The 14,614-nt window shown below is 60.2% G+C and carries 12 protein-coding genes and 2 tRNA genes; 8 read left to right on the top strand and 6 right to left on the bottom strand.

Annotation, left to right across the window (positions count from 1 at the left end):
- Window positions 1-213: 213 nt before the first annotated feature.
- The 3 genes from ACN0WV_RS05825 (at window position 214) to ACN0WV_RS05815 (ending at window position 964) form a co-directional block, all read left to right on the top strand.
- Window positions 214-290, top strand: a tRNA-Arg gene (locus ACN0WV_RS05825).
- A gap of 44 nt (window positions 291-334) precedes the next feature.
- Window positions 335-652: a hypothetical protein gene (locus tag ACN0WV_RS05820; RefSeq protein ID WP_417604280.1), complete on the top strand. Its 318-nt coding sequence runs from the start codon at window positions 335-337 to the stop codon at window positions 650-652.
- Between the two features lie 12 nt (window positions 653-664).
- A complete protein-coding gene (locus ACN0WV_RS05815) occupies window positions 665-964 on the top strand; it encodes a recombinase zinc ribbon domain-containing protein (RefSeq protein ID WP_417604408.1) in 300 nt (99 codons plus the stop codon).
- Here the strand turns inward: ACN0WV_RS05815 and ACN0WV_RS05810 are convergent.
- A tRNA-Thr gene (locus ACN0WV_RS05810) sits at window positions 943-1,017 on the bottom strand. The two genes, ACN0WV_RS05815 and ACN0WV_RS05810, sit on opposite strands and share 22 nt — an antisense overlap.
- A gap of 233 nt (window positions 1,018-1,250) precedes the next feature.
- Between ACN0WV_RS05810 and ACN0WV_RS05805 the strand changes: the two genes are divergently transcribed.
- Genes ACN0WV_RS05805 through ACN0WV_RS05795 form a run of 3 tightly spaced genes read left to right on the top strand, consistent with a single transcriptional unit; the run spans window position 1,251 to window position 3,162 of the window.
- Window positions 1,251-1,412: a hypothetical protein gene (locus ACN0WV_RS05805; RefSeq protein WP_179141439.1), complete on the top strand. Its 162-nt coding sequence runs from the start codon at window positions 1,251-1,253 to the stop codon at window positions 1,410-1,412.
- Window positions 1,413-1,417: 5 nt separating this feature from the next.
- Complete coding sequence (gene murA, locus ACN0WV_RS05800; protein WP_417604278.1) at window positions 1,418-2,686, top strand: UDP-N-acetylglucosamine 1-carboxyvinyltransferase; 1,269 nt, start codon at window positions 1,418-1,420, stop codon at window positions 2,684-2,686.
- Window positions 2,683-3,162, top strand: coding sequence for a DUF2948 family protein (locus ACN0WV_RS05795; protein WP_417604276.1), 480 nt, complete (start codon window positions 2,683-2,685; stop codon window positions 3,160-3,162). Before murA ends, ACN0WV_RS05795 begins: the two co-directional genes overlap by 4 nt.
- A gap of 229 nt (window positions 3,163-3,391) precedes the next feature.
- Here ACN0WV_RS05795 and ACN0WV_RS05790 read toward each other — a convergent pair whose 3' ends face one another.
- The 4 genes from ACN0WV_RS05790 to torT all read right to left on the bottom strand — a co-directional run bounded on the left by ACN0WV_RS05790 (window position 3,392) and on the right by torT (window position 9,793).
- Entirely contained in the window at window positions 3,392-4,069 is a 678-nt protein-coding gene (locus ACN0WV_RS05790) for a response regulator transcription factor (protein ID WP_417604274.1), read from the bottom strand.
- Between the two features lie 9 nt (window positions 4,070-4,078).
- The gene (locus ACN0WV_RS05785; protein ID WP_417604273.1) at window positions 4,079-5,659 is read right to left on the bottom strand and encodes a sensor histidine kinase; all 1,581 of its coding nucleotides are present in this window, start codon (window positions 5,657-5,659) and stop codon (window positions 4,079-4,081) included.
- A 710-nt stretch (window positions 5,660-6,369) separates the two neighbouring features.
- On the bottom strand, window positions 6,370-8,094 hold the full coding sequence (ggt, locus tag ACN0WV_RS05780; protein WP_417604271.1) for a gamma-glutamyltransferase: 1,725 nt from the start codon (window positions 8,092-8,094) through the stop codon (window positions 6,370-6,372).
- A 655-nt stretch (window positions 8,095-8,749) separates the two neighbouring features.
- Entirely contained in the window at window positions 8,750-9,793 is a 1,044-nt protein-coding gene (torT, locus tag ACN0WV_RS05775; protein WP_417604269.1) for a TMAO reductase system periplasmic protein TorT, read from the bottom strand.
- Between the two features lie 93 nt (window positions 9,794-9,886).
- Between torT and ACN0WV_RS05770 the strand changes: the two genes are divergently transcribed.
- Window positions 9,887-12,799, top strand: a complete 2,913-nt coding sequence (locus ACN0WV_RS05770; RefSeq protein ID WP_417604267.1) for an ATP-binding protein — start codon at window positions 9,887-9,889, stop codon at window positions 12,797-12,799.
- Here ACN0WV_RS05770 and ACN0WV_RS05765 read toward each other — a convergent pair.
- The gene (locus tag ACN0WV_RS05765) at window positions 12,780-13,478 is read right to left on the bottom strand and encodes a response regulator (protein ID WP_084351763.1); all 699 of its coding nucleotides are present in this window, start codon (window positions 13,476-13,478) and stop codon (window positions 12,780-12,782) included. The genes ACN0WV_RS05770 and ACN0WV_RS05765 overlap by 20 nt on opposite strands.
- A gap of 178 nt (window positions 13,479-13,656) precedes the next feature.
- Here ACN0WV_RS05765 and ACN0WV_RS05760 point away from each other — a divergent pair, with 178 nt between their 5' ends.
- The gene (locus tag ACN0WV_RS05760; RefSeq protein ID WP_084351761.1) at window positions 13,657-14,610 is read left to right on the top strand and encodes an ABC transporter substrate-binding protein; all 954 of its coding nucleotides are present in this window, start codon (window positions 13,657-13,659) and stop codon (window positions 14,608-14,610) included.
- Window positions 14,611-14,614: the final 4 nt, after the last annotated feature.

Below are 14,614 nucleotides of genomic sequence, written 5' to 3'. Positions count from 1 at the left end.
GCCCAAATTTTGCTTTGAAGTGACGTTGATTAGCAAGTAGTAGAATATCGCGGACTGTTTTACAGCCTGTTTTCAGCGGCTCCGTAGCTCAACTGGATAGAGCGAGGACCTTCTAAGCCGGAGGTCTGGAGCCAGAAGGAGATGAAAATACAGACGGTTAGGGAAATGTCACTGGTTTGAGAACCGTTTTCCGAACCGTTATCAAAGAGCCACGGTCCCGTAGCTCAACTGGATAGAGCACCTGACTTCTAATCAGGATGTTGGGGGTTCGAGTCCTCCCGGGATCGCCAAATCAAACTACTTACTGAAATCCCGCGTTGAAAGCGGCTATTGGGTGTTCCGCGCACCTACCGGATACAAACACGTTTCCGCCAAAGGTGGCGGCAAGGTGCTTGTGCCTAACGAGCCGATAGCCGCCGTGGTTCGCGAAGCTCTGGAAGGTTATGCTAGCGGGTGTTTCGCCAGCCAAGTCGAAGTGCCGCGCTTTTTCAAACGCAATCCGCATTTCCCTAAAGATCGCAAGGACGGCTCATTGCGCCCCATGACGGTCACGCGGCGGCTCAAGAAGGTTGTTTACGCCGGATATCTCGAGGCTCTCAAATGGAAGGTCGCTGTTAGGGAAGGAAAGCACGAAGGTCTTATCAGCTACTAGACGTTCCAGCGCATTCAAGAAAATCTGGAAGGAAGGAAAAGCGCCCCGGCAGCGCGGGCGGATTATCACGAGGATTTCCCGCTACGCGGGTTCGTCGCATGCGGTTCCTGCGGCAACGCCATGACGGCGGCTTGGACTACAGGCTGCCGCAAGCGATACGCCTACTATCGCTGCGAGACGCGGGACTGCGAAGAGCCGCCGAAGTACCGCCGGAATCAAGGGTATAGAACTATAAAATCTGCCTTTTCCCTTCAAGGTGTTAGGGGATTCGACAGGTCTAAATGGAGAAATGGTGCTGTGAGAGAGGATTGAACTCTCGACCTCACCCTTACCAAGGGTGTGCTCTGCCACTGAGCTACCACAGCATCTCGTTTCCAGTTAGTAACCTCTGACGTTGGCACGAGGCAAGAGGGTTCTGGGATTCCTCTATCACGATCAGCGCCTGCTGTTCGTCCGACCGATATGCAGCAGCGACCCGTGCGCATACAGGGCAAATGAACCGTAGGAAACCGACGGTGTGGGCGGCTCTCTAGACGCAATTCAGATCGCGTGCAAGCGCAATCTGGACGCTTTTTGCCGAGTGGGTTAAGGAGGGCCGATGAAGCGGAAATCGGACAGTGCAAAACCGGCGAACCGGGATGATCGACTGAAAGCGGCGTTGAAGGCCAATCTGGCCCGGCGCAAGGCGCAAGCGCGCGCCCGAGCCACTGCGGTGGATGACACACAGGCCAACGAGCAGGCCGGGAAAAAGAAAGACTGAGGCATATGGATTCGATCATAGTGACTGGTGGCGGCGAACTCGATGGGCAGATCCCGATAGCCGGGGCCAAGAACGCGTGCCTCACACTTATGCCCGCGACGCTCTTGTCGGAAGAGCCGCTGACGCTGACCAACGCGCCGCGCCTGTCGGACATCAAGACCATGACGGAGCTTCTGAGCTCGCTTGGGGCAGAGGTATCCAGCCTTCAGGGTGGCAAGGTGTTGGCAATGTCCAGCCATAACCTGAACAATCACACCGCGCATTACGACATCGTTCGAAAGATGCGCGCATCCAACCTCGTGCTGGGGCCGATGCTGGCAAGGTTGGGGCATGCGATCGTCTCCCTGCCCGGTGGATGCGCCATCGGCGCGCGCCCGATGGATCTGCATATCGATGCACTGGAGGCATTGGGCGCAGAGATTGAGCTGAAAGACGGCTACCTGCATGCGCAGGCTCCGGGCGGGCTGAAAGGTGCCACGCACGAGCTGCGTTTTGCCTCCGTAGGTGCCACCGAGAACACGGTGATGGCGGCGACGCTGGCCAAAGGCACCACCGTGCTGAAGAACGCGGCGCGCGAGCCCGAGATTGTTGATCTGGTGCGCTGCCTGCGCAAGATGGGTGCGCAGATCGACGGTGAGGGTACCTCGACGATCACCATCCAAGGCGTTGACCGGTTGGGCGGTGCGACACATCAGGTCGTCACCGACCGGATTGAACTGGGCACCTATATGCTGGCTCCCGCGATCGCAGGCGGGACGGTCGAATGTCTTGGCGGCCGGATCGAGCTGGTACAGGCTTTTTGCGAAAAGCTGGATCAATGCGGGATTTCGGTCGAGGAAAACGAAGCGGGGCTGAAAGTGTCGCGCAAGAATGGCCGCATTCGGGCCGTCGATGTCGTGACAGAGGTATTTCCAGGCTTTCCAACTGACCTTCAGGCACAGATGATGGCGCTGCTCTGCACCGCAGATGGCACCTCGGTCCTGGAAGAGAAAATCTTCGAGAACCGCTTCATGCACGCGCCGGAACTGGTGCGCATGGGTGCGGAAATCGACGTTCAGGGCGGCCTTGCCACGGTGCACGGCGTCGACCGGCTGAAGGGCGCGCCAGTGATGGCGACCGACCTGCGCGCCAGCGTTTCCCTGATCCTTGCCGGGCTGGCGGCCGAAGGCGAAACCATTGTCAGCCGAGTTTACCATCTGGATCGCGGATACGAACAGGTCGTCCGCAAATTCTCGGGCGTTGGTGCCAAGATAGAACGGGTACAACTCAAATGACCGATGATGCAAAATTCGAAGATGGCGGCGATCGCCCGCTGAACCTCGGGGCTTTGGATGTGGAGGATCTGACAGTCTTGTCGTCACTGGCGCAAGACGCGGTTTTCCCGATCACCGAAATGCGTTGGGATCGCGGCACGGGACGGCTGGCGCTGCTGGTCAATCGTTTCCGTTGGGAGGACCTTCAGTCCGCCGGCCAGACAGCACGGTCGCCCGAACGTGTGCAATCGGTTTTGATGATCGAAAACGTTCACCGCGTCGGCACCCAAGGCATCGACCCGAAAGATCGCGATACGGTGCTGTCCCTGCTTGCGCTGACATTCGAGGCCACCGATGCGCCCTCTGGCAACGTCATTCTGACGCTGGCCGGCGACGGTGCGATCCGGGCCGAGGTTGAGGCTTTGGACATTCGGTTGCGCGACGTGACCCGCCCATATCTGGCACCCTCACGTCAAGCGCCCCGCCATCCAGCGTAGAGCGCACGGTCGCAAGCCGTTCGCCGCGCCCCGTGCGTGCCCTGAGACACTCAGCCCCGGCACCCTGTCGGGTGCGGCCCGCCAAACCATGCACTTGGAGAGAGAGATTGAGCGGACCGCCATTCATCCCGGCGGGAGGAGTTTGAAACAGGCAGAAGACCGCGCCGTTTCTGCGTCTGATACTGTCAAACCACGGACAGAAAGCGAATTCTTATTTCCTAAGAACAGGTCAGCCCACAACCGGGGTCAGCCCTTCAAGGCAAAAACCACGATTGCGCTGCGTCCGGATCTCAAATCCGAAATCCTGCCCGGCGATCTTTTTTCGCAGATAGCCGATATAAACATCGACGACATTTTCCGTGCCGGACCCGTCGGTCGCCCATAACATGTCAAAGATCTGCCCGCGCGACACCGGTGATCCGGCGTTGTCCGCCAGAATGCGCAGCAGCGAAAACTCCCGCTCTGTCAAGAAGGTTTCGCCCTGCGCGCTGCGCAAGCTACGCGTCCTTTCCGTCATGACAGCGGGTGCCGGGCGACTGACCATCGCGCGTTTCTCCTGCACACGCAGCCGGGCCACCAGCTCGTCGAAGGAAAACGGCTTGACGATATAGTCATCTGCGCCGGCCTCCAGGCCGGCGGCGCGATGATCCACATCCGACAGGGCCGACAGCATGATGATCGGCACCACGATACCTCCGGCACGCGCAGAGCGGACAACGTCGATGCCATTCTCTTCCCCCAGCATGACATCGAAAATCGCACCATCGTACTGATCCGCCATCAGCCGTTCCAACGCCCTGTCGGCGCGGTTCTCGGTATCCGCGATATAACCATGCAGGGCCAGACCGCGCGCAAGGGCTGCGGTGATTCCGGGGTCATCATCGACGATCAGAAGGCGTGTTGTCATAGCGGCAGTTTACGGATCCTTGCGCGGCAGTCTAACGGATACTTTCGTTCCGTGCCCGCCCGCATCGTCGGACGGCAGCGGGCTTTGCATCCGGATCGTGCCCCCCTGTGCTTCGACCACCCAACGCGCCAGCGCCAGCCCGATCCCAAACCCCTGCCCTTCCGGGCTGCGCCCGCGCCTGAACCGCTCAAACAGTCCCGCGATGTCGGAGGGGGGCACGCCGGGACCATGATCCACCACGGCAATTCCGACCGATTGCGGCTCGTCTATGGGCACCAAACGCACGATCTCACCGTCCCGCGCATGTCGCACGGCGTTGCGCACCAGCCCCACCACCACCTGCCGCATCCAGTTGGCATCCGCCACAACCGGAAGCGCGGGGCAAGGTGCCATCTCCAGCACCATGCCCGCATTTGCGCATTCATGGGCAACCTCTTCGGCCACATCGGTCAAGATCTCGGCCAGATCAACAGGCTGCGGATCCAGCGCCAGTTCACCATTTTCCGAACGCGCCACCCGCAGCAAATCATCAATCCGCCGGTTCAGACGCGCCGCGCGCTCTTCGATCGTGGCGAAGGCAGAATCCGCCCCGGACCCCTGCCTTTGGCCGATCTGCGCCTCCATCAGGATCACCGTCAGCGGCGTGCGCAGCTCATGGCTTATATCGGCGAAAAAGCGGCGGCGGTTTTCATCGGTTTTCTCCAGCGCCGCATTGGCGGTGCGCAGCTCCGTCGTGCGCTGTTCGATGATCTTATTCAACGCCGCACGGTCTTTGCGTATGTTGTCCTCGCGCAGACTTAGCGCCTGTGCCATCCGGTTGGTCTCGGAGTAGAGCAGCCCGATCTCATCCTGCCGGGTTTCGGGCAGTGCGACGGCGTAATTCTCTGACCCGATCTGCCGGGCCGCATCGCGCAGCCGGTCAAGTCGCCCGAATTGAGGCCGAACCAACCCGAAATAAAAGGCCAGTGCGGTCAGGACGGACAGAACGGCAATCACGATTGCCAGCCGTCCAAGCGACTGCCGCAATCTCTCGATCCCCGTCAGGATTTCGTTTCTGAACAGGATTTCGGCATTCACCGCCTGATTGAGCAGCGGATCAAACCCGGATGCGAACCCATTGATCCGTGCCCTCAGCGTTTCTGCATTGTCAGGACCTGCCTGCAATCCGCTGACAGTATTGCCGATCAAAGCCTCCATCCGCGCCAGACCCAACGATTGCGTGGCATAGCGGGATTGCGCGTCCAGCCCCAATGCCTCGACCTGCGCGACGGCCTGTTCCAGATCCCGGCGCAACTGCCCAAAAGTGGTATTGATGTTCCTGACAACCGGCTCAAGCCGTTCTCCCCGCGCCCCGGCATCAAGTCCGGCTTGCACCGCTTCGGTCGAAATCACGAGAAAGGTGGAAATCTGGGTAGAGAGCGTGGAATAGCGCGCAATCCGCGCCTCTGCGGCCAGCGCGGTTTCCAACCGATCCGAAACGCGGGTCATCCCGATGAACATCGCCCCCGCGGTAAAAAGCGTCCCCACCGTCAGAAGCATTGCCCCGCCCGCCAGGCGGACCTTGAGAGAGACCTTTCTACGCTGCGACATCACAATTCGACCATTTCTTCGGCATAGGCCGAAAGATGGACAAGAAAACGGATAGTTCGCATGATCATTCCTGCCAACACGTCGTCGATTTCAGGACCCCGTTAAAGGTGCAACGCCACAATGCGTTCGGGCTTGGGGGATGTATTGCAGAGAAATGCGCCGCGCGTAAACGCAATAGCATGCCCTGCCCCATTTTGCAGAGGCCTGTCGGAAAGCGACGCCGTTGCAAAGGTTCCGACGGCTTGCGCTTCTCAATCCTTGGCGCGGTTGACCTGTCTATGACAGCACCCAGGTTCATACATTCCCAACCCAAAAGAAAGCGGCTCTCGCCCGAAACCTGACGGGAGATATACGCAGCACCGGGGGAGTGCATTGCGACCCAACCGAGGAGGTACCCATGAAATATATAGTATCCCGCAATGCCTTGGCCGCTGTCCGCTTTTGCTGCGGCGGCACGGGAAAATCCGGAATGCAATGCTCCGGCCAATCCGGGCGGCCGCTGGAATTTCACCTGCCGTCAAGTCGGTAAATCCTTGCAGGATCAAGAGTTCATCGACCTTCGGCACTGGCGAGCTGCGCGGAGGCACCATGCAATTGCACAGCGCGTCCCGTATACGCTGTGCAACCATCATCGGATGAAGCCCGCGCAAAAGAAAGCCCCGGCCAGCGCGTGCTGACCGGGGCGGGTTCGTTCAGGTTCAGTGGCCCCGTCAGTGGCCCAGTGTTGCCGCATCGACGCGGCGGGGGTCCGAGGCACCGAACAGGTAGCCGCTTGCTTCGTCCACAAGGATCGACTGGGTCGAGCCCATCACGGACTGTTCGCTGACCTTGTGTCCGCGCTGTTCCAAAAGGCCAATCGTATCGACGCTGATCCCATCCTCGATGCGGATTTCATCGGGCAACCACTGGTGGTGGATGCGGGATGCAAAGCTGGCCTCGGCGATGTTCATGCCGTGGTCAATCACGTTCATGATGACTTGCAGCGTGGTCGTGATGATCCGCGACCCACCCGGCGAACCGGTCACCATGAAGACCTTGCCATCCTTCATCACCAGCGTCGGCGACATCGACGACAGCGGCCGCTTGCCACCTTCGACAGCATTGGCATCCCCGCCGATCAACCCGTAGGCGTTGGGCACGCCCGGTTTGGCGGCAAAGTCGTCCATTTCATTGTTCAGCAGCACGCCGGTGCCGTCAGCGACCATGCCCGACCCGTAGGAAAAGTTGATCGTGTAGGTGTTGGCGACGGCGTTGCCATCCTTGTCCACGATCGAGAAATGCGTGGTCTCGTTGCTTTCATAGGGCGCAAGATCGCCCGGCTTGATCGTGCTGGAGGGTGTTGCGGCATGCAGGCTGATCTGCTTGCGAATGTCGGCGGCATAATCCTTGGACGTGATCTCTGCCAGCGGCACATCGACAAAATCGCTGTCCCCCAGATACTCCGAGCGGTCCGCATAGGCGCGCTTCATCGCTTCGGCCATCAGGTGGATCGTGTCGGCGGAGTTATGGCCCAGAAAGCCGATGGGGTATTCTTCCAGGATGTTGAGGATCTGCACGATATGCGCCCCGCCAGAACTGGGCGGCGGCATCGAGACGATCTCGTAGCCGCGATAGGTGCCGCTGACCGGGTCACGCAGGACGGGCTTGTAATTGGCCATATCCTCGACCGTGATCCGCCCGCCGGAATCCTGCACGGCCGCGGCAATCTTTTCCGCCGTCTCGCCTTTGTAGAAGCCGTCAATGCCTTCATCGGCGATCTTCTGAAGCGTGTTGGCCAGATCGGTCTGTGTCAGAGTTTCGCCCGGTTCGTAAAACCCGCCACCCTCTTTGAAGAAGATCGTTTCGGACGAGGGCCATTTCTTCAGCCGTGCTTCTAGTCCTTTGAGGCTGTCGGCAAGGCCCGGCGTTACGGCAATCCCGTCGCGCGCAAGGTCAATCGCGGGCTGGATAACCTCGGCCAGCGTCATGGTGCCGTATTGGTCCAGCGCCATCTGCATACCCGCGACAGTGCCCGGTACGCCCGTGGCAAGGCCGGTGAAGCGTGACAATTCGGAATCGGCATTGCCTTCTTCGTCAAGATACATGTCCCGCTCGGCCGAGGCAGGGGCCATTTCGCGGTAATCAATCGCTTTGGTCTCGCCAGATTCCGCGTCATGCACAAGCATGAAGCCCCCCCCGCCGATATTGCCCGCACGCGGCAGGGTCACTGCCAGTGCAAAAGCCACCGCAACGCCCGCGTCGATGGCGTTGCCGCCGGCTTTGAGAATGTCGAGCCCGACGCGGGCGGCAACACCTTCCTGCGCCGCGACCATGCCATTTTCCGCATAAACCGGATGAACGCGGTCAGCACCCGAAAAAATCGCGTCTTCCTGCGCGTGAAGCGCAGAAGCACTGGCGAATGCGAGGCATAAGGCCCCGGAAAAGAGCTGTCTCATGGTGTCCCTTTCATGCTGCGGAAATCATTCGAAACCCAAACGTCTCGGTAAGGATCGTGCCAATTCCATGCCTCCGGATCAACCACCTTTCGATGCATGATGCCCAACAACACACTCTGAGCGAGAGTTCGCCGCTAATTCGGGGCGTCATTCGGAGCATCGTCCGCGCCACCCCATATAGAAAAAATACAGTAAAAAACGGTGTCCGCGTCCTACCGCACGATGCTGAATATTGGCCCTATCGGTGGCGGCCAGTTGGCGGCACTGAACAAACTTCGCGCGTGGTTGAACAAGTCGGCGAAACCCGGCGACCTGTTCAGGACGGCGGTGGCCTGATATTCGAACGCGCTACCAAGAGCGGAGAGCTATGTATTGCCCGCCCTGAGGATCGTAACATATTGTATTATAGTCAATATTTCAGAAATCGTTTAATTCCCTGGCGGTCCGGGGGTCGCGGGCCCGATCCATTTCATCGACACCAACGCGCCGGATGCAGGCCGTCACCAATACCAAGGATCCGGCTGACATCTGAAAATACTTGAAGGGATCGCTTTTGTCACAATTTCGACTGTCGGCGTTTGCGTCATCATGTGTCACCAGAAACGCACTGTTGGCACGATCCGTGTTCCAGCACGCGCTGATTTTTTGCAAACCACTAATGGGTCTCAAAGACCGGCACGAAGGCCGCCGGAGCCAGGGTTTCGGAAAGTGAAATCGCATCGACATTGTCCCCGGTGATGACTTGGATCTTCGGTCCGGCCTTGGTGATCTCAAGCTTGCCTTCGATGGCACGCACCGCCATTTCGATGGCCAGCCGCCCTTGCAGGATTGGAAAATCAGTCGGTGCCGCGAGAATTCTGCCGCGTCTGATGCCGCGATAGACCGCATGGCTCATGTAATCGGAAACGATCAGAATCTGCTCATCAAGCCCTCGCGCGCGCAGCAACGACACCGCCGCTTCGGCGGTCGGGGCGCTTCCGACAATGTAATCGAGATCGGGGAAATCATCGAGCGCCTCTTCGACCAGTCGCACCTGGATCTCACGACCGGTATCGCCGAATTTGCTGACAACGACTTCCGCCGAACTGCCGCGCAAGGCCTTGTGAAAGCCGTTCTGAACAAAGCGCACCCAGCCAGCTCCTTCGGGGCCGGGAAACCAGGCCAACCGCACCGGCGCGCTGCCCTCCGGGTGGCGCTCTGCGATGATCCGCCCGGCGGCGGCACCCATTTCCTCCCAAGACACGGCCGAACGGGCGCTGATACCGCCTTCGGCGATGTCATTGACCGCCGCGATAACCGGGATCTGCCCGGCGATCTGGCGGATGGTTGTCGAGAGTCCGTGAAACGACACTGTCCCGATGATCAGCGCATCGGCACCGGAGGCGACGCAGCTTTCGACCTGCTCGATCTGCCGCGCGAGATTGGGATAGCCGCCCGCCTCGACCAGTCGGAAGGAAACCCCCAGACGGCGCGCTTCCTCGACCATGCCGTAATTGACGCTAAGCCAATAGGCGTCCTTCATATGCGGATATGAGACGCAGATCCGCCAGCGCAGCGCAGCGCCTTCGAGCGGCTGATAGGCAATGGTATCAACCGTCTGCTTACCCTCGGCGGAGAGACGCGGCACGTCGAGATCCCAGCTTTGCGCCAAGGCCGGTGCGCTCAGGGCCAGCCAGATCAGTGCGGCGAGATTTCGCATGGGGGTCCATTCCTGTGAAGTCCGGGCATTAGACACCGGGCGCGACTGCGTTTCAAGTTTGCGCAAGCGCGACTTTGCTGCGTAAGCTGGCGCATGTTCGAAAGATTGGGATTGGGCGGGCGGTTGATCCTGGCGTTCCTTGTGATCGCCGGGTTGCCGACGCTTGCTGGTGTGTTCGGCCTGATTGAACTGCGCGACATCGCCCATAGTCAGTCGCGCATCGTGAATGAAACGATCCCGGCGATCGCCCATGTGCGCGGCATCACCGAGGAAAGCGGTCGGGTAATCGCCGCCGCGCCGGAACTCGCCAAGGAAACCTCGCAGGTCGGGCGCGAAAGGCGCGCGCAGTTTCTGGCCGAGCAGGTGGCGGCCCTGAGCGGTCGGTTGGAGCGCGATGGCAGTGAGGAGATCGGGAATACCATGGTGCTGCGCGGCGCGGTGGCCAATGTCGAAGCGCGGATCTTCCGGCTTAACGATCTGGTCGAGCGGCGCATCACCCTGACCGAGATCCGCCGCGACCGGCTGCGCGCGGCGTTGCAAGCGGCCACCGACCTGCTCGACATGGCCGATACGCTGGTCGCCAATGCCGAGATGGGCACCACCGCGGTGATCACCAGCCTCTATGATTACAGCACCGAGGATATCAGCCGCGCCGATACGCTCGACAAGCTGATCGAGGTTGACCTGTTTCAATTGGGCCTGATGTTCGAGCTGCGCTCGCGCACCGCCGAGATCGGGCTGCTGGTGAACCGGATCGCCGAAGCCGGCGCGCTGGCGCAATTGCTGGAGATCCGCGAGATGCTCAACAACCGCATCGAGGTGGTGGCGCGGCGGGTCACCTCGATCCGCGATCCGGGGCGGTCCGAACAGGCGGCCGCCCATTTGCAGGTATTGTTGCCGCTGGTAGAGGGCGAGCGCGATATTTTTGCATTGTCCGCAGACATCCTGCGCATCCATGACGAGATTGCAGCCCAGCAGACCGAGCTGCAATCCGCCGCGATCCAGCTGGGCAAAGAGGCCGGCAGAGTGGCAAGCATCGCGCAGGAACAGGCGATCGCCACCGGCGTGGCCGCAACAGCGCAATTGCGCCGCACCCAACTGCGCAACGGCATTGCAGCAAGTATCGCGCTGGCAGTGTCGCTGGCGGTGCTCTGGTTCTTCATTCGCGGCAATATCACCCGCCGCCTCGACCGGCTGTCGGGCGCGATGGCCGCTTTGGTCAGCGGTGACCTTGAACGCCGTGTCGTGCCCCTGAAAAGCGATGAGATCGCGCGGATGGAAGAGGCGGTGGAGGTGTTTCGCCAGCAGGCCATCGACAATCGCGAGCTTGAAGCAGAGCGTGATCGTAACGCACGCGAATTGCTCGAACATCGCAATAACCTACAAGTTCTGGTCACCCAGCAGACCGAGCAGTTGCGCGAAGAGGTGGAGGCGCATGATGCAGCAAGGCGCAAGGCCGAGAGCGCGGACCGGGCGAAATCGGAATTTCTGGCGATGATGAGCCATGAGATACGCACGCCGATGAACGGCGTGCTGGGCATGTTGCGCACCATGTTTGGCGAGGGGTTGAGCCGGACACAGACAAGACGTCTGCATGCTGCGATCACCTCAAGCCAGAGCCTGCTGCGGATCCTCAACGGCATTCTTGATTACACCAAGATCGAAAGCGGCGTGCCGACATTGGAATCCACCACCTTTTCTCTGCGCGAACTGGTCGAGGATATCGTGACGCTGATGCGGCCCACGGCGCGCGAACGCGGCGTCGAACTGCTGCTCGACCTGCCGTCAGAAGTGCCCCCGGCACTGAAAGGCGATGCCGGGAAGCTGCGGCAGATCCTGTTCAATCTGGTATCCAATGCAGTGAAGTTCACCGCCCAGGGCGAGGTAGTATTGCGGGTCCGGCTGGGAAGCGAGGAAGACGCTCAGCTTGGTGTGACCTTCGAGGTCAGCGATTCCGGCGTCGGGATTTCGGCACCGGCACAGCAGCGCATTTTCGAAGCATTTGAACAGGAAGACCGCAGCATCGCACGGCAATTCGGCGGCACCGGGCTGGGGTTGGCGATCTGCAAGCGCTTTACCGATGTGATGGGCGGCACGCTCAGCGTCGAGAGTAGCAAGGGCCGCGGCTCGGTTTTTACGCTAAGCGTGGCGCTTGAGCCGGGCGATGCGGCTGATCTGCCGCACGCCGAGGATTCGTTAAGCTTTCCGACCCCGGTACGGGCTTTGCGCATACTGGTGGTGGAGGATAACGAGATCAACCGGATGGTGGCGCGCGGGTATCTGGAAAGATTGGGCCATTCCTGCCGCTGCGTCGGCTCGGCGGAAGAGGCGCTGTCGGTGCTCGGGGCGGAGGATTTCGACGTGGTGCTGATGGATGTGAACCTGCCGGGGATCAGCGGCACCGCGGCGACCCGCAAGCTGCGCCAGTCAACCGATCAGCGACTGGCGACCCTGCCCGTGATCGGCATTTCGGCGCATGTACAGGAGGAGCAGACCTCGGTTCATCTCGATGCCGGGATGGATTGCTTCGTGGCCAAACCGATCTCACCGGATCGGCTGGCCCAAGCGCTCGACGCGGTGACGGCGGGCCACAAGCGCAAGGTTTTTCTGCCACAGCACATGGAAGGTTCCGGTGCGATCGCCGACGATCTTCGCCGCGCGCTGGCAGAGAATGCCGCGGATTTCGGCACGGCACGCACGCTGGAAATCGCCGATTTGTTTCTTGAGCAACTCGGGCGCGAGCAGCGCGACCTGCACGCCGCCTGTGCCTCGCAGGATTGGCACAGAGTGTGCAAGCTTGCGCATCGGATCAAGGGCGCGGCGGGAAATTTCGCCCTGACCGAGATGATCGAGACCCTGCAAAAAGTCGAACGGGCGGCAGAACACGGCGAAGGCGCGCTTGTGATCCGCCATCTAAAAAGACTGACCCGCGAACTGACTGCGGCACAGGAGGCGATGGAGCAGGCGCTGACGGAAATGCGCGAGCTTACTCCAGTGGCGCAGTAAAAACATACCCCTCGCCATGCACTGTGGTTATGAATCGCGGCGCGGCCGGGTCTTCCTCGATCTTGGCGCGGAGGCGGCGGATCAGCACGTCAACGGTGCGCGGATTGGTGCCAAACTGGCGATGGGTGACGCTGCCCATCAACATGTCACGGCTCAGCACTTCGCGGGCGCGCCCGATCAGCGTGTTGAGCAGCTCGAACTCGGCGCGGGTCAGCGGTACTGTCTCGCCGTCGCCATCCTGCAGGCGGCGGCTGGCGCTGTCGAATGTGAAATCGCCAAAGCGCACGACGCGGCGAGACAACCGGCGGATATCAGAGGTGCGGCGCAGCAGGTTCTTGATTCGGGCAAGCAATTCGCGCCGGTTGAACGGCTTGCAGACGTAATCATCAGCGCCAAGCTCAAGCCCGACAATCCGGTCCACGTCATCACTGCGTCCGGTCAGCAGGATAATCCCCAAATCCGATCGCGCCCGCTGCTCGCGGGTAATCTCCAGCCCGTCCTTACCTTCGAGGTTGATGTCCACGATCAGCAGATCTATCTCTTCGGACGGAAGCAGATCCTCGGCCTCCGGGGCACTTGCTGCTTCGAAAACAGTATAGCCCTGCGCCTGCAAATAGCTGGCGAGGGTGGTCCGGGTGACCGGTTCATCCTCGACGATCAGGATCTGATATTTGCGCAATGCCGCTGCCCTCCCGCAAGACTGTTAACAAATTTTAACATTCTCTACCATCCTGTTCATCACAACAGGCTTACCTGTTCACATATCCTGAATAATCTGCTGTTGCGGAAGGTCAGACCCGTCCGCGGAACACCGTAGTGCCCACCAGTGGCACCGGGAAACCATCAGGGAGAATTAGATGAAAACGCAATTCAAACTTTTCACGCTTGCCGCGGGACTAAGCCTCAGCGCCACAACTGCTTTTGCCGAAGATTCCTCCGACCCCATTGTCATTCCGACCCATAATTGGTCGAGCCAGATCGTGATGAGCCATGTGGTTGGGCAGATCTTCGAATCGATGGGCACAAATGTCGAATATGTGTCCACCGACAGTCAGGCAGTCTATGAATCCGTGCGCCTGGGTGACGTGACGCTTGAGCTCGAAGTTTGGGAAGGTGCCTTCGGTAATTCGTTCCGAGCCGCGCAGGAGAAGGGCGGGATCGTCGATGCCGGGGACCATGACGCAATCACCCGTGAGGATTGGTGGTATCCTAGCTGGACCAAAGATGCCTGCCCGGGCCTGCCCGATTGGGAAGCCCTGAACGCCTGCAAAGCAGAATTCGTCACGCCCGAAACCGGCGATAACGGCCGTTTCCTTGGGGGGCCGGTGGACTGGCTCAAGCATGACGCAGAGCGCGTCGAGGCGCTGGATATGGATTTCACCGTGGTAAACGCGGGCTCCGCATCGGCGCTCTGGGCCGAAGTGGCCGCAGCCGAAAAGACCAAGCGCCCCGTGGTGATCTTCAACTGGACGCCCAACTTCGTTGAAGCACTTTATCCGGGTGAATTCGTCGAATTTCCGAAATGGGAAGAAGGCTGTGACACTGATCCGTCGGTCGGTCCGAACCCTGACGCGACCTATGATTGCGGCAACCCGGCCAACGGTTACCTCAAGAAGGCCGCCTGGGAGGGAATGGAAGAGAAATGGCCTGCCGCCTACAAAACCCTGACTGAGGTCAGCTTTACCAACCCGCAGATCGCGGAAATGGCCAAGCTTGTCGATATTGACGAAATGGAACCCGAAGAAGCGGCTGCGGCATGGCTCGAATCCAACGAAGATGTCTGGAAGCCCTGGGTGGCCGGAGGCGCCTGAGTCG

It is taken from the genome of Primorskyibacter flagellatus (genome assembly GCF_048268605.1).
In the GTDB taxonomy this organism is placed as follows: Bacteria; Pseudomonadota; Alphaproteobacteria; order Rhodobacterales; family Rhodobacteraceae; genus Primorskyibacter; species Primorskyibacter flagellatus.
The sequence above is the reverse complement of the archived record's forward strand: the minus strand, read 5'-3'. Positions and strand labels throughout refer to the sequence as shown.